Source organism: Serratia sp. YWN4 (genome assembly GCF_055790845.1).
In genome coordinates this window covers 4,910,349-4,929,510 of sequence record NZ_CM147696.1, presented here as the reverse complement: position 1 = coordinate 4,929,510, position 19,162 = coordinate 4,910,349, and the positions used below count along the sequence as shown (strand labels likewise).

The window sequence follows — 19,162 nt, the reverse complement described above, 5'->3', positions numbered from 1 at the left end:
CTGAGTCGTCAAGGATGCTATGACTACGCATAAACCAGCAAGAAAAACGGGACTGAAATGGATCCTGTCTTATGCCATGATTTCGGTCACGTCTGTCTATGCCGCAGAGTCACCGGAAGAGGTGAAATTTGATCCGAGCTTTTTTCCCGGCGGCAAAGCCGGGAAGTTCGATCCCGCCCAGTTTGGCCGCGGCAACATCGTGGTCCCTGGTGTTTACAATGCGGACATTGAACTCAACGGGCAACCGATCGGCAGCGAAGAAATTCATTTTAAACCACAGCCTGGCAGCCAATATGCCACAATCCCTTGCTACAGCGGCAACTTCTTTTCTCTGCTCAATCTGAGCGAAAAGAAACTTCTGGAGCAAACGCCGCCACAGCGGCTTAGCCAGTTGGAAGCCGAAGGCTATTGCGGCTCGCTCAGCGCGATCCTGCCCGGAGCCTCAGCCAGTTTTGACCCCGGTGAACAAAAGCTGACGCTGTCGATACCGCAGTTGCTGTTGAACAGAGCGCCACGTGGTTATGTTAACCCCAAGCTGTGGGAAGATGGCATGACCGCCCTGATGGTCAACTATAACGCCAACGTCTATCAGTCTCAGCAGCGGGAAAATAGCAACACCTATGGTTATCTCGGGCTGCGCAATGGCCTGAACGTTGGCCCTTGGCGCGTGCGTAACAATGGTGCGATGAATTGGGTTTCAGATGGTGATGGCGGCGGTTATAAGAGTGCATCCACCTATGTTGGCCGTGATATTCCGGCGCTGAAATCCCAATTGATCATCGGTGATGCTTTCACCAGCGGTGAGCTGTTTGACGGCATCCGTTTCCGTGGCGTCAGGATACATTCCGATGACCGCATGCTGCCAGACTCCCTGCGCGGCTATGCTCCTGTGGTGCGTGGCGTTGCCAATACCAATGCCAGAGTTACGATCGTACAGAACGGTTTTACCATTTATACCACCACCGTTTCTCCGGGGCCGTTTGAGATCAACGATCTCTACCCTACCAGCTATGGTGGTGAGTTGCTCGTTCGGATCGAAGAAGCCAATGGTCAGGTCAGATCTTTTGCGGTGCCTTATGCCTCGGTCACGCAGATGCTGCGGCCCGGTATCAGCCGCTACGAAGTGGCTGCGGGTAAGATCAATACCACAGGGTTGGTCGATAAGCCCGATTTTGGCAGCCTGACATACCAGCTTGGCCTGAGTAACTTGGTAACCGGCTATACCGGGGTCGTTGGCAGTGAAAGCTATTTCTCTGCCTTGTTGGGTGGTGCCCTTAATACGCCGATTGGCGCGCTTTCCCTGGACGTCACCCAGTCGATAGCCCGCTTGCCTGAGCAGGATCAACGTTCAGGGCAAAGCTATCGTATCGGGTTCAGCCAGGTCTATGCAGAAACACAGACCAGTTTCTCGGTGATGGCCTACCGCTATTCAACCGATAATTTCCTCAGCCTGAATGATGCCGTGCAGTTGCGCGATCTGGTGTTGCGTAATGAAAATATCGATATCTATGGGCGGCAGCGCAGCATGTTCACGCTTTCAGTGAGCCAGCCGTTGGGCGAGCGGTGGGGGAGCCTGTATGCCACCGGTAATCACATTACTTACTGGAACCAGAATGGTTCACAGCAGAGTATGCAGCTAGGTTATAGCAACTTCTGGCACAACCTTAGTTACACCCTCTCGGTCAGCCGGACATTGAGCGGCCAGTTCTCGGGGCTGCAAGACAGCACCACGCTGGATCGGCGCGAAACCCAATACACGCTGAGTCTTTCGCTACCGTTGGGGGGGAGTGCGCACGCTCCAACGCTGAATATGACCGGCACCACTGACAGCAAGGGCAGCAATGGCCTGGTTGGGCTGTCGGGGAATGCGGGTGAGCAGAACCAGTTTAACTATGCCGTCAGTGCCAGCCGTGATACCGCGTCAAATGGCAACTTCTTCAACAGCGGCGTGGGCTACCGCGCTTCACAGGCGAATATGGGTGCCAGCTATAGCTACGGCCAGGGCAACCGGCAACTGTCGGCCAACATTGACGGTGCCATTGTCGCTCACCGGGGCGGCATCACGTTGGGGCAATCACTGGGAGAAACCAGCGGCCTGGTACGCGCTCCGGGTGCCAAAGGGGCACTGGTCACCAGCGCTTCCGGCGTGGAGGTCGATCGCTTCGGCTATGCAATTGTGCCTTATCTGCGGCCTTACTACCTCAACCAGGTGGATATCGATCCTAAGGGCACGTCGCAGGATGTTGAGTTGCTGTCCAGCAGAAGTACTGCCGTTCCTCGCGCCGGAGCCTTGGTACTGCTTGATTATGAAACCAAGCGCAGCAAGGTAACCTATATCAAAGCGAAGCGTAAGGATGGCACGCCACTGCCTTTTGCGGCCAACGTTTATGATGCGCAGAACAACGCTATCGGCATCGTAGGGCAGGCGAGCCTGGTGATTGCGCATGACCTTGCCGAAGCGGGAGTCCTGCAGGTGAGATGGGGGGATGCGCAGGCAGAACACTGTAGTATCCATTATTCGCTGCCATCATCCTCGCCTGACGATAGCAGGCCAGTGATTCAAGGTGTTTGCCAATAACAGAGCGCCAAGGTTAATGAGAAAACAGATGAAAACAAGAATCGCATCAGGCGCGGTGGCATCGGTGATGCTCTGTGCAGGCTTATATGCGCAAAACGCCGTAGCGGGGGAGGCAGGTTGTGAGTGGGATAGCAGTTCCGCTATTTCTTTACCGCTCGATACCCGCTTGACTATCGGTGGCTCGGTCACCGTCGGGGAAGATTTACCGATCGGTAGCGTGATCTATTCCCAGCGGATCCAAACCAGTGGTAACGGTGCCACACTGCTGTGTAAGGCGGGTATCTATGCTCTGGTGAGTTCTTTTACCAGCACGCCTTATGGTCAGTCCAGCTACAGTGACTCCACGTTTCCGTACGTGTTCAATACCAATATCCCCGGCATTGGGGTGGCGCTGTGGCAGGGCACTCCCGATGGTGGCAGCGCACGTTTGCTGATCCCTGGCAGCCTTCCAGCCTATTTATCCAACAGCAGCACCAGCGTTTTCAACTTCACCAGCCAGAGTGATGCTTCGGTCGGCTTTAACATTGAATTTATCAAAACCGCCAGCAACGTTGGTAGCGGCACTATCGGTAGAAGCGACTTGCCCAGCTTTGAGACTGCACTGAATGGCAACGGCGATAATTTTGTTTATCAGAAAACGTCGATCAGCGGCAGTCTGACGGTGATCCCGGCCACCTGCAACGTGGGCAGTAACTATTACCTGCCGCTTGGTGAACACTACCCGGATGAGTTCAATGGCGTTGGCAGCACGGCGGGTAGCGCCGAAACCCAGATTGTGCTTTCGGGTTGTCCTGCTTTCTATGGCCGGACCTCCTACAGCGTATTCAAGCCGAACGTCATCAGCATCAAACTGACGCCACGCAATGGCTTCGAAAATGCCGAACAGGGGATCTCGAAGCTGAATGTTGAAGCGGGTGATGCCGCTGCGGGTGTTGGCGTGCAACTGAGCTTCAAACAGGAAAACGGTAACTATCAGTTAGCCAAATTCAATCAGGATATCGATCTGGCCAACTATATAACCTTCCTTGAAGATCGCGGCAGTGATTACAGCCTGGGGGTTAAGGCCACGTATATTCAGACCGCCGCCCCGATCCGGGCGGGCAAGGCTGATGCTCAAATCGAGTTTATGATCACCTATCAGTGATCGGGAGAGTGAAATGCATATAGCGAATACGTTGAGGCTCTTCTCTCTATTGGTGCTGTTCTGCTGCGCAGCGAGCGTGCAGGCGTCTTCCACCGGAGTGCTGAATGTGACGGGTTCGATTAAGCTCGCCACCTGTTATTTCGACAGCATTGAAGGGCAAGAGCACAAAACCTACGATTGGCTGTTGCCGAAGGTGTACATGGGGAACCTGAGTAGCCCAGGTATGACCCATGGCCGTACCCAAGGCAGTATCCATCTGGGCGGGGCGCGTTGTACTAACGGTTATACCCCGTATATCACGCTGAACAATGGCGGCACCGTCAGTGCGGAGACCGGTAATCTGGTCAATACCCTGACTGGCGAAGCCGAGAACGTTGAGATCAGGCTGTTGATGAATGACACGCCGCTGGATCTGCGCACCAGCCCGCGCGTTGGCTGCGCGGCCATCGTTAATAACCAGAGCCAGTGCGATATTGCCTATGAGTATTACGCCACCGGGCGAGCCACTCCCGGTAAAGTGAAAAGCACCATACAGTTCAATATCTCCTACGATTGAAGAATTGACGGGGAGAGCAACTTCTCCCCGCTACCGCAGGTTATTGCACCAACTCCAACCCGGCCACACGCCGCCAGTAGCCGTTGCACTCTGCGTGATCGGTTAGCGCCAGCGGCTGGGCTCCCTGCTGGTTGGCGCGGAAGCGATCGAGCATCGCCAATGTTTCTGCCCCCTGCGGCGACAGGCGCACAATATCCACCAACCCCTGCATCCCGGCCAACTCATTACCCAGGTTGTAGCAGTAACCGCTCATGGTCTGAATACCGTTCAGCACGAACACCTGTTGGTTCTCCTGTGAGTTAACGACTCGTCCCTGCGGATATTTGATACAGCAGGTTTCGCATTCGTCCTTGCCGCGGTTTTCTGAGCGAGCGGTAAAGCAACGCGCGGAATAGGCCAGCGGCAGATGGCCGTAACTCAGCACTTCCACTTCAAACTGCTGGCGGAACCCCAGCTCTTCGCACTGATTCAGCAAGTTCACCAACCAATCACGGGAAAGCTCCACCGGCATACACCAGCGCGTCATGCCCTGTTTATGCAACAGACGCAGCGTGTAGGCGTTGTAGCAATTAAGGGCATGCCCGGCGACAAACGGCAAACCGCGCTCGGCGGCCATATTCACCGTACCGAGATCGTTGGCTTCGATCAGGAACTCGCCGTTTTCCACATAGCGCTTCAGCTCGTTCAGTTCCGAAGGCGCTTGCAGCAGCGCCAGGGTAGAGATCACCACCTGCCTGCCGGATTTGGCGATCTCCTGCGCCAGCGCCAGCCAGTCGCCCACTTTCATCTCGCGCCGTTTGGTGCAGACGTTTTCACCAAGATAGATGATATCGGCGTTGCTGCTGGCGGCCTGCTGATAAAAGGTTTCTATATCGGTTTTTGGCCAATAGTAGAGTACCGGGCCTAATGCATATTTCATGGTTTCTCCTGCTACTGCCATTTGCGGTGATACGCGCCGAGCGTGGTTTGGGTGCCTTCGGACATCGACCCGAGGGTTTCCATCCAGGCGGCGTCGGCCTGATAGGTGGCTGGGTTGGCTTTACAGCGATCGATCGCCTGCCGCCACACGCGCGCCACCTGGCTGACATAGGCCGGGCTGCGCTGGCGGCCTTCGATCTTCACCGAGGCAATATTGGCGGCAAGCAACTCCGGTAAAAGCTCCAGCGTGTTCAGGCTGGTGGGTTCTTCCAGCGGGTGGTAGAGCAGGTTATCCACCCGATAGCGGCCTTTGCACAGCGTCGGATAACCGGCGTTTTCGCCATCCTGATAACGGTCGATCAGCACGTCATTCAGGCGCGATTCCATCCCCTGTGGCGTCTGTTGCCAGCGCACAAAGCGCGCGGGAGAGCAGGCCCCCACGGTATTGGGCGACTCACCGGTCAGGTAGGAAGAGAGATAACATCGCCCTTCGGCCATGATGCACAGGCTGCCGAACGCGAACACTTCCAGCGGCACCGGGCTGGTGCGCGAAAGCTGTTTGACCTGATGCATAGACAGCACTCGTGGCAGCACCACGCGCGCCACAGCGAAGTGGCGCTGATAAAAACGGATGGCTTCTTCATTGGTGGCGGAAGCCTGCACCGAAACGTGGCGCTCGACCTGCGGGTAGCGCTGTGCGGCGTATTCTAGCATTGCCAGGTCGGCCAGGATCAGCGCATCGGCCCCCAACTGCGCCGCCATATCCACAGCACGTTGCCAGCGGGCGTAGCCATCGGGGTGGGCAAAGGTGTTGATGGCAATATGCAGTTTGCGCCCATGCCGATGCACATAGTCGGCTGCTTCTTGCAGCTTCTTCTCGGTAAAATTCAGCCCGGCGAAGTGGCGTGCGTTGGTATCGTCTTTCAAGCCGATGTAAACGGCATCTGCGCCATTATCCACCGCAGCTTTCAAGGCTGGCAGATTACCGGCGGGGCAAAGCAGCTCCATAGATTTAATCCTGATTCAGCCGTATGCCTAGCGAGACATAGGCTGTGATAATGGTTGCCGGTTAAGGTTTGCGCCCGGCAATGAGGTCAACGGGGTGACAATTTTAGTCAACCCGCCGTTAACAGGTTTTGATTTGAGGCAGTTTCTGGCGTATTGATAGAAAGGTGACTGCGGGTGTTAATTGCACTATTTGTTGATATAGGCCGGTGACGTTGTGTGCCAATGTGGCAAAATAGCGGCAGACTGAGTGGAAAGGAGTGAATGACAGTGTTGGAAAAACTACGGGCACGCATTGTGCGTCAGGGGCCGTCGCTGTTGCGCGGGCCGCTAAAGTTGACGCCGTTTGCTCTACAGCGTCAGCTTCTGGAACAGGTGCTGGGCTGGCAGTTTCGTCAGGCGCTGGAGGACGGAGATTTAGCGTTTCTCGAGTCGCGCTGGCTGAAAATCGAGGTGCGCGATCTGGCGCTGCAATGGTTTATGACGGTTGAAAACGGCAGGCTGGTAGTAAGCCAACAGGCGGAAGCGGATGTCAGCTTCAGCGGCGATGCCAACGATCTGGTGTTGATTGCAGCGCGTAAGCAAGATCCCGATACGCTGTTTTTCCAGCGTCGACTGCGGATTGAAGGAGATACCGAATTGGGCCTGTATGTAAAAAATCTGATGGACGCCATCGATCTGGATGCTATGCCTGCGCCGCTGCGCGTTGGCTTGTTGCAACTGGCGGCCTTTATTGAAGCCGGTTTGCAGGAGGGCACGGTGCAATCCTCCCGTGTGCCACAGCCATGCTGATCCGCGTTGAGATCCCGGTGGATGCTGCGGGTATTGATGCCTTGCTGCGCAGGTCTTTCGGGCGTGATGACGAAGCAGATTTAGTGCAACAACTGCGTGAAGACGGCCTGTTGACGCTGGGCATTGTCGCCACCGACGATGAAGGCGGTGTGGTTGGCTATGCGGCCTTCAGCCCGGTTGATGTTGCGGGCGTTGATCGTCAGTGGGTAGGGCTTGCGCCGCTGGTGGTTGATGAAAGCCTGCGCCGCCAAGGCTTGGGCGAAAAGCTGGTCTACGAAGGGCTGGATGCGCTGAACGAGTTCAGCTATGCCGCCGTCGTGGTGCTGGGTGATCCGGCCTACTACGGGCGTTTCGGTTTTAAAACCGCCGCCCAGTATGATCTGCACTGCCGTTGGCCAGGTACAGAAGCGGCATTTCAGGTTTACCCGCTGGCAGAAGACGCCCTGAATGATGTTAATGGGCTGGTGGCGTATTCGGCACCTTTTGGGCAGTTTTAATAGTGTGTTATTACCACAGAGAGGGCTCCTCTCTGTGGGCAATTCTTGAATATTTCCTGGTTAATTTTCACATTGAAATAAACTTATATTTCAAGTTTGTTCTCGTGCCCGCGGGGATAAACCAGACTTCTCATGGCTTGGTCTGCATAGCAGAACCGGCTATACTGGTCAAAAGGTCAGCAGGATACAGAGTAAGACACTATGACAACAAAACTGTCCCCTATCGTGTCAGAGTTTGAAACGCAGGAACAGGCAGACAGCTATGATCGCTGGTTCCGTGCCAAAGTTTAAGCTGCGATGAACAGCACCAAACCCAGAATTCCTCATGATGAAGTGATGGCGGGTGCATGGAAAATTATAGAAGAGGCTAAAGTAGAAAGGGAATTATCGTTAAGTTAATTCCCCTTTTTATGCGAATACGTAGTTAATAACTAAGAAAAATCTAAAAATAAGTTTTTAAAAAATTATGTTCAGATAAAAATGGAAAATTATCTCTAATAGTACTTCGTTATAATTTATTGGTTTTCCCTGGTGCTTGGCGGTCTGTCAACCTTGGATTTTAAAAAATCCGGGTTCTTTACTATGAATGGCTCAGAACACACTTTCTTGGCACCCATAATAGTACATATATCTGGATAAAATAATCTGGCTGTAAGTACAGTCAGATACCTGTACCTCAACCTATATCCTAGCGGATAAAGGCTCTGATTCTGAAGACGAGGCTATACTGTACGGTATGTGTTATCTGGGCTACGTGACAGAATTTAGGCATCCATCAATCCCCATATCATCCATACCGTAGTGGTGTATTATGCAGAATAGTCATAACATCCCCAGAGTAGAGTTGAAATAATTGATTTTGGGTAACTTATTGATATAAATGAGTATTCGATGGTTTCGTCTTGGCGCACCAATCTGGTATATTTTGCTATGCGAATTATTTGAGTTGTAAGGAGTCGTTAATGGAGTACGAAGGGAATGTTAGTGAAATTATCAGAAAGCACCTGGAAATTGCATTAGGTGAATTTGGAGAGCTAATCTGGGCATATGTTGTCTTATCTAAAAAAGATATGTCGAGTATCTTTGGTGTAACAAATTACCCAGGTGAATGGGTGAAGCGGTATAAAGAAAATGGTTTGCAGTATGCCGACCCGGTAGTAATCACAGCGCTGAATCGGCTGACACCTTTTTCATGGGATGAAAATCTGATGCTTGGCTCAGGATTTCACTTTTCTGAGCTCTTCGATCAGGCTCGGGAATTTGGCGTAACTAACGGTTATACTTTTGTATTGCATGATTATAATAATAATCTCGTTACGTTATCTTTTATTATCACTTCTGAACGGAGAAAAGGATTGACACAAACTCTCATCCAGAATAAAGGGGACATATCCGTATTACTGGCGTCAGTACATGAGATGTATCTTGCGCTGACTGGGCTGTCAGAGAAGAATACTTCTTACTCAGAAAAGAATCCTCACTTTACTGATAGGGAAAACGAAATACTCTATTGGGCAAGCGTTGGAAAAACGTATCAGGAAACGGGAATGATCCTAGGGATAAAAACGCGGACCGTCAAATTTCATATGTCAAATATTGTAAAAAAACTGGGTGTGGCAAATGCCCGGCATGCAATACGTCTTGGTGTGGAACTTCAACTGATTAAACCGGCTAATTGATTATATCGAGGGTTTAGTCGATAGTGGCCAATCGTTCAGAATGTTTTTATCCTGAATATTGCACCTGCTATTTATTCTATTTTTCAATTTTCTTTGGCTTTCAATATCTGTATGCCCAAGTAATAGATAGACAGGTTCATTTTTTTCTGAAAGTCCGGTCTCTAGGACAGAGAAGTTCCAGCCTGAACTCCTGATTATATACATCATCGGATGACTGGCGACAGCAAGTATACCGTCATAACGATGCTGTCTTGCATAGTTAATCAGGGATAAAAACAAAGCCATAGTAACAGGAAATCTGTGCCCCAGAAGTGAGTGGGTTCTTTCCTTATCAACGAAAAATCGTGTGGACTCAATATAATTTCCTCTTGGAATAGTGACGTTATTAAAAAATGAGGAAAATGTGCTGTTCAGCATATTGCTATATTTCATATCAATCACCCTGGTTCCGCATATAATTATTCCATTCTCAATACCAAAAATATAGGTTGTTTTTTCATTATCAAACTGATCAAGCTCCTTGCCATCAGAACAACTTACGGCCCATTGTAGTCTGTCTTTAAATATGTTTTTTCTTAACATAAATAGTTCTTCAGATTTCTCATTACTCAGAGATGAGTAGTCAACACTGTAAATATTTAACATAATGCTACCTGTAAATGAATATATAGAAATAAGTTCATCCGGTAACATCAGTGAAGTTTCATTAAGAGCCTGCCGGGACACGAGTATGATAATTCTTTTGAACAGCTTTCTGCTAACTTTGTCATGCATTTCAACTGATTTTGGGAATGTAACAACGGCATTTCTCGCCTGTCCAGCCGCGTATAAACGTTAATATTTAGTACTCATCGCCGTACTGTAGTAGCGCAGATTTAACTCGTCAGTGTGAGTCATCTCTCACTTTTTCTGATTTTTATCAATATATTGATTATAAAAGGTAAAAAAATGAATAGTAGAAGGAGGTTTTTAGGCTTTCTGTGTTGTTATTCAATGATAATTAGCATGGTTAGCACTATTATTGAATGTTTAACTATTGTACAGGTGGCTTATGAAAACAACGGGTTACAAAATTTTGTTAAGAGCATATTCCTAGGCACAGGCTTCGCGTTATTACTGGGAAAGTAATAGTTACTCTTAACTATTATTCCCCCCAAACGGCCCATTGCCCACCGAATCCCTAACCAGCAACTCCGAGGTAAAAATATTGTCTTTGGACAAATATCCGCCATCGAGCATAGAAATCAGCCGGTCGATCACTCCATTCATCATAGCGCTGACCGGGTCTTTCACGCTGGAGAGTGCTGGGAGCAGGTACGGGGCGGTGGGGATATTATCGAAACCGATCACCGAGACTTGAGTGGGCACGGCAATACCTGCCTGGTTTAATTGCTTGATGGCACCAACGGCCATATCATCATTGCTGGCGAGCACTGCACTAAAGGTTAATTTATCATTCAGCAAAGACTCTACCGCGGCGGCACCGCTGGCGGGCGTCCATTTTCCTTTTACGATCAGGTTATCTTGCAGCGTAATGCCGTTTTGAGTTAACGCCTCTTTATAGCCGGAAAGCCGCTCAAGAGCCGTCGGCGAATCCAGCGAACCGGTAATAAAGGCAATATTACGGTGGCCCCGTTCAATCAGGTATCGAGTCGCGTTAAAGCTGGCACCTTTGTGGTCGCAGCAAATGCAGTGGCTTTGGTGTTTCCTCAATCTTCTGTTCACCACCATAATCGGCTGTTTATGCTGATCGATAATGTCGTCCATCACATTGATGGTTAAGAAGCGCGGGTAGATGATGATGGCATCGCAGCGTAAATCGAGCAGGAATTGAATCGCTGCCTGCTCTTCTTCGGCGCTGTGTTTGCCATCCACCAGAATAAGCTGGCGACCATTGTCTTCCAGTTTTTGCGCCGCCTGGGAAAGCAGCTCGCTGAAATAACTGCCGTTGTAGAGCGTATTGGTCACTACCAGGCCAATACACTGCGATTTATTGGTGGCCAGATTTCTCGCCAGCAGATTGGGGCGATACCCCGCCTCTTCGATGGCTTTGTATACCCGATCTTTCGTTGCTTCGCTGACGTATCCTTTGCCGGAAAGAACACGTGAAACAGTGGCTTTAGAGACGCCTGCTTTCTTGGCCACTTCCTGCATGGTAGACATGGGTATTTCCTAGCTTTTTGACAATGACGCACATTCTATACCCAAAATAAAGCAGGTACAGCCAAAGGCGATACCTGCCTGATTATCCACCGGCTTTATAACGCTAAATCGACTACGATACGCCCTTCTATTTTACCAGCGTGCATGCGGGCAAAAATATCGTTGATGTTGCTCAGGGGCTCAACGCTGATATTTGCCGCCACTTTATGCCGCCCGGCAAAATCGAGGGCTTCTTGCAGATCTTTGCGGGTGCCGACAATGGAGCCGCGCACGGTAATGCCGTCCAACACCATATTAAAGATCGACAGGTCAAAGGTGCCCGGTGGCAGCCCATTCAGCACCATGGTGCCGCCGCGGCGCATCGTCCCGATGGCCTGCTCGAAGGCTTTTGGCGAAACGGCGGTCACCAGCACGCCGTGTGCGCCGCCGAAGCTTTCATGGAACACCTTGGCCGGATCGACCTGCTTGGCATTCGCCACCACGCTGGCCCCTAAACGCTTGGCAAACGCCAACTTATCATCGTCGATATCCACCGCCGCCACGTTCAGCCCCATGGCAACCGCATACTGAATCGCCATATGGCCAAGCCCGCCAATACCGGAAACCACCACCCAGTCGCCCGGTTTGGTTTCGGTCATTTTCAGGCCTTTATAGACCGTGACGCCAGCGCAAAGGATCGGCGCGATTTCGTTGTACCCCACGTTATCCGGCAGGATGCCGACATAGTTCGCGTCCGCAAGGCAATATTCCGCGAAGCTGCCGTTAACCGAGTAGCCAGCGTTTTGCTGCGAGTGGCACAGGGTTTCCCAACTGTCCAGGCAGTGTTCGCAGTGGCCACAGGCGGAGTACAGCCAGGGTACTCCTACCCGATCCCCCTCCTTGATATGCTTTACGCCTTCACCTACCGCCACCACATAACCTACGCCTTCGTGGCCAGGAATGAACGGCGGCTGTGGCTTGACCGGCCAGTCGCCTTCGGCGGCGTGCAAGTCGGTGTGGCAGACGCCGGTGGCAACAATTTTCACTAACAGCTGGCCCGGCCCGGCTTTCGGGATCGGCACCTGTTCAATCACCAAGGGTTCTCCAAACGCTTTAACCACTGCGGCTTTCATCGTATTCATCTTTCAATCCTTAAAAGTAGAATGGGCTTAGAACAGGCCTAAGGGTGCTGTGCTATAGCTGACCAGCAGGTTTTTAGTTTGCTGGTACTGGTTTAACGCCATTTTGTGCGTTTCGCGCCCAACGCCCGATTGCTTATAACCACCAAATGCCGCATGGGCCGGATAGACGTGATAACAGTTGGTCCAGACGCGGCCCGCTTTGATGCTGCGCCCCATGCGATAAGCCAGGTTGGTATCACGCGTCCAGACGCCCGCACCCAGGCCGAACTGGGTTTCGTTGGCAATAGCCAGGGCTTCCGCTTCGTCCTTGAAGGTGGTGATGCCGATCACCGGGCCAAAAATCTCTTCTTGGAAACAACGCATCTGGTTGCTCCCTTTGATCAGCGTGGGTTGAATATAGAAGCCGTTATCCAGCGCAGGCGTGATGCTGGCTCTCCCACCGCCGGTCAGGATTTGCCCCCCTTCGTTGCGGGCGATGTCGATATAGGAAAGGATTTTGTCGAACTGCTGCTGAGAAGCCTGCGCGCCAATCATGGTGTCGGTATCCAGCGGATCGCCACGGCGGATGTTTTTGACTTTTGCCATCACGCGCTCCATGAAGGGGGCGTAAATGGATTCGTGGATCAGCGCACGCGAAGGGCAGGTACAGACTTCACCCTGGTTAAAGAAGCCGAGCACCAGGCCTTCAACCGCTTTCTCGATAAACTCCGGTTCGGCGTCCATCACATCGGCAAAATAGATGTTCGGTGATTTACCGCCCAGCTCAACGGTGCAGGGAATAATGTTCTCCGCCGCACAGGCCATAATATGGCGGCCAACCGGCGTCGAACCGGTGAAGGCGATTTTGGCGATACGTTTGCTGGTCGCCAACGCTTCACCCGCTTCGCGGCCGTAACCCTGCACCACATTGAGCACGCCTGCGGGGAACAGATCGCCGATCAGCTCCATCAGCAGCGTAATGGCCAGCGGCGTCTGCTCCGCCGGTTTCAACACCACGCAGTTGCCCGCCGCCAAAGCCGGGGCCAGCTTCCACGCTGCCATCAACAGAGGGAAGTTCCACGGGATAATCTGGCCGACCACGCCCAACGGCTCATGAAAGTGATAGGCAACGGTGTGTTCATCAATCTCTGCCGCGCTGCCTTCCTGTGCCCGCAGGCAACCGGCAAAGTAACGGAAGTGATCGATCGCCAGCGGCAGGTCGGCATTCAGGGTTTCACGAATCGGTTTCCCGTTATCCCAGCTTTCTGCAACCGCGAGGTATTCCAGGTTAGCTTCAATACGATCGGCCACCCGCAGCAGCAGCGTGGAACGATGCTGCACGCTGGTTTTCCCCCAGGCATCTGCGGCCAGGTGTGCGGCATCCAATGCAGCGTTAATATCCTGGGCATCGGAGCGCGGGAACTGCGCAATGTCACTGCCATTCACAGGCGAAGTGTTCATAAAATACTGGCCGCCGAGCGGTTCTACGAATTTGCCACCAATGTAGTTGCCGTAAGCCGCTTTGAAAGAAACCAATGAATCCGGCGTGCCGGGATGTGCGTAACGCATCGCAAACTCCTTATGTAGGGTATCGCTATCAGAGTGTGGCAACCGCTACGGGCATATTGCGGTTGCGCTATTGCCTTGCAGCCGCCGTGCCATTCTTTTTATGATGGGCGTTTAAGGTAAAAATTTATTTAAAATCATGTTATTAAAATATTCAGGTTTGCTGGGGCTACGTAGCAAGAGGGAAGAATCCGCCATTTGTGTTGCAAATCGCAACACCGATAAAACGCAATGGCTACAATATTGCAACACTTCTAGGCAGGGATGAGGTCACCAATGCGGGGAAATTCGTCAGCCGTCACCGTCAATACGCCGTTGCTTAATGACTCCTGGTTGCGCAGCGAACTCTATGGCTTAAGCCGCATCGCCGATGATTTCCCGCGTCTTCGTCAGGCAGAGCTGGCTGATGTGCTGGCGAGTAACGCCGCGTTGCAGCAAGTTGCCCATCCTACGGTTAAAGCGCTGGCGGAAAAAATCGCCGATAAGCAATCCGTGGTGGTTCTTTCCAACGCCAGCGGCCTGATCTTGAACACCTTCGGTGACATGCGGGCACTGCAAAAAGCCCAGCGTTTTGCGCTGGCACCCGGCAACCTGTGGAGCGAATGTGGCCGTGGCACCAATGCCATCGGCACGGCGCTGGCGATTGACGATGGCTGTGAAATCTTCGCTCATCAGCACTATCTCACCTGCAATCAGGGGCTGTACTGCGCCGCCATGACGCTGCAAACGCCCAACGGCCAGCTTGCTGGCGTGCTGGATATTTCTGGGCCAGCGCATTATCCCCACCCCTATACGCTGGCCTGGATCAAAGAAGCCGCGCAGCAGATCGAGTCTTTATGGGTGAAACAGAGCCTGCAACCGGATCAGTGGCTGATGAGCCTGCATTCACAGGTTCAGGGGATTGATAGCGTTGCGGAGATGCTGCTGGTTTTCTCAGGTAACGTGCTGATGGCGGCTAACCGCCTGGCCATGCGTGAACTGCAACTGAGCGCTGAACGTTTTGGCGCACTCACCTTCCAACAGCTTTTTCCCCATAGTGAGCAGCAGGCCAACAGCGTTCCGCAGCCGATCCTCGCTCACCACCAGCGGCGCTATTTTTTCCGCCTGCGCGCACCGGCTCGCACCCACTTTGCGGTAGCGTCGGTCACCGTGCCCGATGTTTCACTTTCCCTGCCTGATAACACCAATAAGCTGGTGAGGCTGTTGAACGCGGGGGTGTCTCTGTGTATTCACGGCGAAACGGGCAGCGGCAAAGAGTACGTCAGCCGGGCGCTGTACCAGCAAAGCCAGTGGCGAGAGGGGAAATTTGTGGCCATTAACTGTGCGGCGATCCCGGAACCGTTGATTGAGTCGGAGCTGTTTGGCTATCAGCCGGGGGCGTTTACCGGGGCTAACAAAAACGGCTATATCGGCAAGATCCGCGAGGCGGACGGCGGCGTGCTGTTTTTGGATGAAATTGGCGATATGCCATTAGCGCTGCAAACCCGCCTGCTGCGGGTGTTGCAGGAAAAAGAGGTGGCACCGCTGGGTTCCAGCCGTAGTTGGCCTGTCAACTTTGCGCTTATCTCTGCCACACACCGGGATCTCAATCAACGGGTGGTCGCAGGCGAATTCCGCGAGGATCTGCTTTACCGGCTACAAGAGTTTTCCCTGACGCTGCCCCCGCTACGTGAATGGCCCTCTTTACCGGCTTTTATTGCCCAACTGTGGCAGGAACTGGGCGGTGTGGAGCGCGGAATCCAACTCGCTCCTGCACTGCTGCAAACGCTGGCGAATTACGACTGGCCGGGCAACGTGCGCGAACTAAGAAGCGTGCTCAAAGTGCTGCTTGCCTTGGCGGATGACCATGAGGTGCTGAACTGCGAAGCGCTGCCGGAAAAATACCGGCCTAAACAGGTTACGCCTCAAGTTGCCCTGCATCAGCATGATGAACGGGTGATTGCAGCAACCCTTGAACGCTATAACGGTAACGTCAGCAAAGCGGCTCAGGCGTTAGGTATCGCCCGCAGCACGCTGTATCGACGCGCTGCCCGAGAAAAACGCTAACCTTCTTTGGCCCCGCTCACGCCGTTGAGCGGGATACTCACCTTGCATTACCTCTCCAGCTCGATCACCTTCACAAAACAGATAATAAAAAAAATTATAAATTGATATTTAACTTCAATGTTTACACTCTTGTGTGGAACCGGTTACCTATCTATGAGAGTTGTCCTCATGTCAAAGAATTATGCGGCGGTATCAAGATCGATAGTGGATGCAGTTGGGGGAGCGAATAACGTCGCGGCGGTGACGCATTGCATGACGCGCTTACGCTTTGTGCTCAACGACGATAGCGTGGTTGATAGCGCAAAACTCAAGGCCATCAGCGGCGTGCTGGGCGTGGTGAGAAGCGAAAACCAGTGCCAGGTGATCATTGGCAATACGGTTTCACAGGCCTACGCCGAAGTGTTGAAACTGTTGCCAGAAGGGGCGGTGGCCGAGCGGCCTGCGCCAGAAAAAAACAAAATCACCCTGAAACGCATTGGGGCAGGGATCCTGGATGCGCTGATCGGCACCATGTCGCCGCTGATCCCGGCGATTATCGGCGGATCGATGGTGAAATTGCTCGCTATGATCCTGAATATGACCGGCGTATTCGGCAAAGACTCCTCGACGCTGATTATTCTTAACGTGATCGGCGATGGCGCGTTCTTCTTCCTGCCGGTGATGGTAGCCGCTTCTGCCGCGATAAAGTTCAAAACCAACCTGTCGCTGGCGATCGCCATTGCCGGGGTGCTGGTGCATCCGACCTTTATCGATCTGATGGCCAAAGCGGCGCAGGGCCAGCAGGTTGAATTTATCGGCCTGCCGGTTACCGCAGTGAAGTATACCTACACGGTGATCCCGGCGCTGTTCATGACCTGGCTGCTCTCTTACATTGAAAAATGGGTCGATCGCATCACGCCAGCGGTGACCAAAAACTTCCTCAAGCCGATGCTGATTGTGCTGGTTTCGGCACCGATCGCCATCCTGCTGATTGGGCCGCTGGGCATCTGGATTGGTAGCGGGATTTCGGCGCTGGTCTACACCATTCATAGCTATCTGGGTTGGTTATCCGTCGCCATTATGGGCGGGCTGTGGCCGCTGCTGGTGATGACCGGGATGCACCGTGTGTTCACCCCAACCATCATTCAGACCATTGCGGAAACCGGCAAAGAGGGCATGGTCATGCCGTCAGAAATTGGTGCCAACCTTTCGTTGGGCGGTTCATCGCTGGCGGTGGCCTGGCGCACCAAAAACCCGGAACTGCGCCAGACGGCGCTGGCCGCAGCGGCATCTGCCATTGTTGCCGGTATTTCAGAACCGGCGCTTTACGGCGTGGCAATACGCCTGAAGCGCCCGCTGATCGCGGCGTTGATCAGCGGCTTTGTCTGCGGCGGCGTGGCCGGAGTAGCCGGGTTGGCAAGCCACTCGATGGCGTCACCGGGCCTGTTCACCAGCGTGCAGTTTTTCGATCCGGCCAACCCGATGACTATTGTCTGGGTGTTTGGCGTGATGATCCTGGCGGTGGTGCTTTCCTTTATCCTCACGCTGCTGATGGGCTTTGAAGATATTCCCGTCCCTGAAGAGGCGGCAAGCGAAAAAGCCAAACCTGCATCCGAGTTGTCTGTAACTAATTAACAAGAGGTCTCTTATGTCAGCATCTGTTTTCCCCGCAGATTTTTTATGGGGTGGTGCTCTTGCTGCCAACCAGGCCGAAGGCGCTTATCTTGCAGGCGGCAAAGGGCTGACCACGGTGGATATGATCCCTCACGGTAAAGATCGGCTGGCAGTCAAGCTGGGCCAGGAAAAACGCTTTGCCCTGCGCGAAGATGAGTTCTACCCGAGCCATCAGGGCATCGATTTTTATCATCGTTATAAAGACGATATCGCCCTAATGGCGGAAATGGGTTTCAGCGTATTTCGCACCTCGATCGCCTGGAGCCGTATTTTCCCCAACGGCGATGAAACCGTGCCCAATGCCGAGGGCATCGCTTTCTACCGCGATGTGTTTGCCGAATGCAAAAAGCACGGCATTGAGCCGCTGGTGACGCTGTGTCATTTCGATGTGCCAATGCATTTGGTGCGTGAATACGGCTCGTGGCGCAACCGGCAAATGGTGGGTTTTTTCACCCATTACGCCCGCACCTGTTTTGAAGCGTTCGATGGGCTGGTGAAATACTGGCTGACATTCAATGAAATCAACATTCTGCTGCACAGCCCGTTCTCCGGCGCGGGCCTGGTATTCGAACCGGGCGATAATCAAGAGCAGGTGAAATACCAGGCTGCACACCACGAACTGTTGGCAAGCGCGCTGGCGACGAAAATCGCCCATGAGGTTAACCCGCACAATCAGGTCGGTTGCATGCTGGCCGGTGGCAATTTCTACCCCTGGTCGTGTAAACCCGAAGACGTGTGGGCCGCGCTGGAAAAAGACCGCGAAAACCTGTTCTTTATCGACGTTCAGGCGCGCGGGGCTTACCCTTCGTACACTCAACGCCTGTTCAGGGAAAAAGGCATCGCCGTTGAGATGGAGCCGGGCGACGCTGAGATCCTCAAAAACAGCGTCGATTTTGTCTCGTTCAGCTATTACGCCTCGCGCTGTGCCTCGGCAGAGATGAACGAGCACAACAGCAGCGCCGCCAACGTGGTTAAATCGCTGAAAAACCCGCATATCCAGGCCAGCGATTGGGGATGGGGGATCGATCCTCTGGGTCTGCGTATCACCATGAACATGATGTATGACCGCTACCAGAAACCGCTATTCCTGGTGGAAAACGGCTTGGGTGCGAAAGACGAAATCAACGAACAAGGTGAAATTGACGACGACTACCGTATCAGCTATTTGCGTGAGCATATTAAAGCAATGGCGGATGCGATCAGCGACGGTATTCCGGTGATGGGTTATACCTCCTGGGGTTGCATCGATCTGGTTTCTGCCTCCACCGGGGAAATGAGCAAACGCTATGGCTTTGTCTATGTCGATCGCGACGATCAGGGGAATGGCAGCTTAGCCAGAACCAGAAAGAAATCGTTTTACTGGTATAAGAAGGTTATTGCCAGCAACGGTTCGGATTTAAGCTGATAAAAAAGGGAATATTGGCTCTAGGCGATATTCCCTTTTTCCGATTTAAATGAAAACTTA

Annotated in this window: 15 protein-coding genes and 1 pseudogene; 10 read left to right on the top strand and 6 right to left on the bottom strand. The window is 52.8% G+C overall.

Features of this window, described 5'->3' with window-relative positions; all coding sequences use genetic code 11:
* Positions 1–19: 19 nt before the first annotated feature.
* The 3 genes from ACX9GT_RS22670 to ACX9GT_RS22660 are packed head-to-tail and all read left to right on the top strand — an operon-like array spanning position 20 to position 4,278.
* Positions 20–2,578, top strand: coding sequence for a fimbria/pilus outer membrane usher protein (locus ACX9GT_RS22670; RefSeq protein ID WP_473188829.1), 2,559 nt, complete (start codon positions 20–22; stop codon positions 2,576–2,578).
* 28 nt (positions 2,579–2,606) lie between these two features.
* Positions 2,607–3,722, top strand: a complete 1,116-nt coding sequence (locus tag ACX9GT_RS22665; RefSeq protein ID WP_473188828.1) for a fimbrial protein — start codon at positions 2,607–2,609, stop codon at positions 3,720–3,722.
* 13 nt (positions 3,723–3,735) lie between these two features.
* Positions 3,736–4,278, top strand: a complete 543-nt coding sequence (locus ACX9GT_RS22660) for a fimbrial protein (RefSeq protein ID WP_473188827.1) — start codon at positions 3,736–3,738, stop codon at positions 4,276–4,278.
* 40 nt (positions 4,279–4,318) lie between these two features.
* Here the strand turns inward: ACX9GT_RS22660 and ACX9GT_RS22655 are convergent, their stop codons facing one another.
* Both ACX9GT_RS22655 and ubiU read right to left on the bottom strand, forming a co-directional pair.
* Entirely contained in the window at positions 4,319–5,197 is an 879-nt protein-coding gene (locus ACX9GT_RS22655; protein ID WP_473188826.1) for a U32 family peptidase, read from the bottom strand.
* Positions 5,198–5,208: 11 nt separating this feature from the next.
* Complete coding sequence (gene ubiU, locus ACX9GT_RS22650; RefSeq protein WP_473188825.1) at positions 5,209–6,204, bottom strand: ubiquinone anaerobic biosynthesis protein UbiU; 996 nt, start codon at positions 6,202–6,204, stop codon at positions 5,209–5,211.
* Between the two features lie 267 nt (positions 6,205–6,471).
* Here ubiU and ubiT point away from each other — a divergent pair, with 267 nt between their 5' ends.
* The 4 genes and pseudogenes from ubiT to ACX9GT_RS22630 all read left to right on the top strand — a co-directional run bounded on the left by ubiT (position 6,472) and on the right by ACX9GT_RS22630 (position 9,169).
* Positions 6,472–6,993, top strand: a complete 522-nt coding sequence (gene ubiT / locus ACX9GT_RS22645) for a ubiquinone anaerobic biosynthesis accessory factor UbiT (protein WP_473191674.1) — start codon at positions 6,472–6,474, stop codon at positions 6,991–6,993.
* Entirely contained in the window at positions 6,987–7,490 is a 504-nt protein-coding gene (locus tag ACX9GT_RS22640; RefSeq protein ID WP_473188824.1) for a GNAT family N-acetyltransferase, read from the top strand. The genes ubiT and ACX9GT_RS22640 overlap by 7 nt, the downstream gene beginning before the upstream one ends.
* A 201-nt stretch (positions 7,491–7,691) precedes the next feature.
* Positions 7,692–7,889: pseudogene (gene relB, locus ACX9GT_RS22635) on the top strand (type II toxin-antitoxin system RelB family antitoxin).
* A 563-nt stretch (positions 7,890–8,452) separates the two neighbouring features.
* Complete coding sequence (locus ACX9GT_RS22630) at positions 8,453–9,169, top strand: helix-turn-helix transcriptional regulator (protein WP_473188823.1); 717 nt, start codon at positions 8,453–8,455, stop codon at positions 9,167–9,169.
* On the opposite strand, the gene ACX9GT_RS22625 is transcribed toward ACX9GT_RS22630, so the two are convergent.
* From ACX9GT_RS22625 to exaC, 4 genes are all read right to left on the bottom strand, one after another.
* The gene (locus ACX9GT_RS22625; RefSeq protein ID WP_473188822.1) at positions 9,170–9,814 is read right to left on the bottom strand and encodes an acyl-homoserine-lactone synthase; all 645 of its coding nucleotides are present in this window, start codon (positions 9,812–9,814) and stop codon (positions 9,170–9,172) included. It lies immediately after the preceding gene.
* Positions 9,815–10,306: 492 nt separating this feature from the next.
* Positions 10,307–11,332 carry a LacI family DNA-binding transcriptional regulator gene (locus tag ACX9GT_RS22620; protein WP_473188821.1) on the bottom strand — a complete coding sequence of 342 codons (1,026 nt, stop codon included), beginning with the start codon at positions 11,330–11,332 and terminating at the stop codon, positions 10,307–10,309.
* 95 nt (positions 11,333–11,427) lie between these two features.
* Entirely contained in the window at positions 11,428–12,453 is a 1,026-nt protein-coding gene (gene adhP, locus ACX9GT_RS22615; protein ID WP_473188820.1) for an alcohol dehydrogenase AdhP, read from the bottom strand.
* Between the two features lie 27 nt (positions 12,454–12,480).
* Complete coding sequence (gene exaC, locus ACX9GT_RS22610; protein WP_473188819.1) at positions 12,481–14,001, bottom strand: acetaldehyde dehydrogenase ExaC; 1,521 nt, start codon at positions 13,999–14,001, stop codon at positions 12,481–12,483.
* 273 nt (positions 14,002–14,274) lie between these two features.
* Here exaC and ACX9GT_RS22605 point away from each other — a divergent pair, with 273 nt between their 5' ends.
* The 3 genes from ACX9GT_RS22605 to ACX9GT_RS22595 all read left to right on the top strand — a co-directional run bounded on the left by ACX9GT_RS22605 (position 14,275) and on the right by ACX9GT_RS22595 (position 19,102).
* Positions 14,275–16,044: a sigma-54-dependent Fis family transcriptional regulator gene (locus ACX9GT_RS22605; protein ID WP_473188818.1), complete on the top strand. Its 1,770-nt coding sequence runs from the start codon at positions 14,275–14,277 to the stop codon at positions 16,042–16,044.
* A 168-nt stretch (positions 16,045–16,212) separates the two neighbouring features.
* Positions 16,213–17,658, top strand: coding sequence for a PTS cellobiose/arbutin/salicin transporter subunit IIBC (ascF, locus tag ACX9GT_RS22600; protein ID WP_473188817.1), 1,446 nt, complete (start codon positions 16,213–16,215; stop codon positions 17,656–17,658).
* A 13-nt stretch (positions 17,659–17,671) separates the two neighbouring features.
* Entirely contained in the window at positions 17,672–19,102 is a 1,431-nt protein-coding gene (locus ACX9GT_RS22595) for a 6-phospho-beta-glucosidase (RefSeq protein ID WP_473188816.1), read from the top strand.
* Positions 19,103–19,162 lie beyond the last annotated feature (60 nt).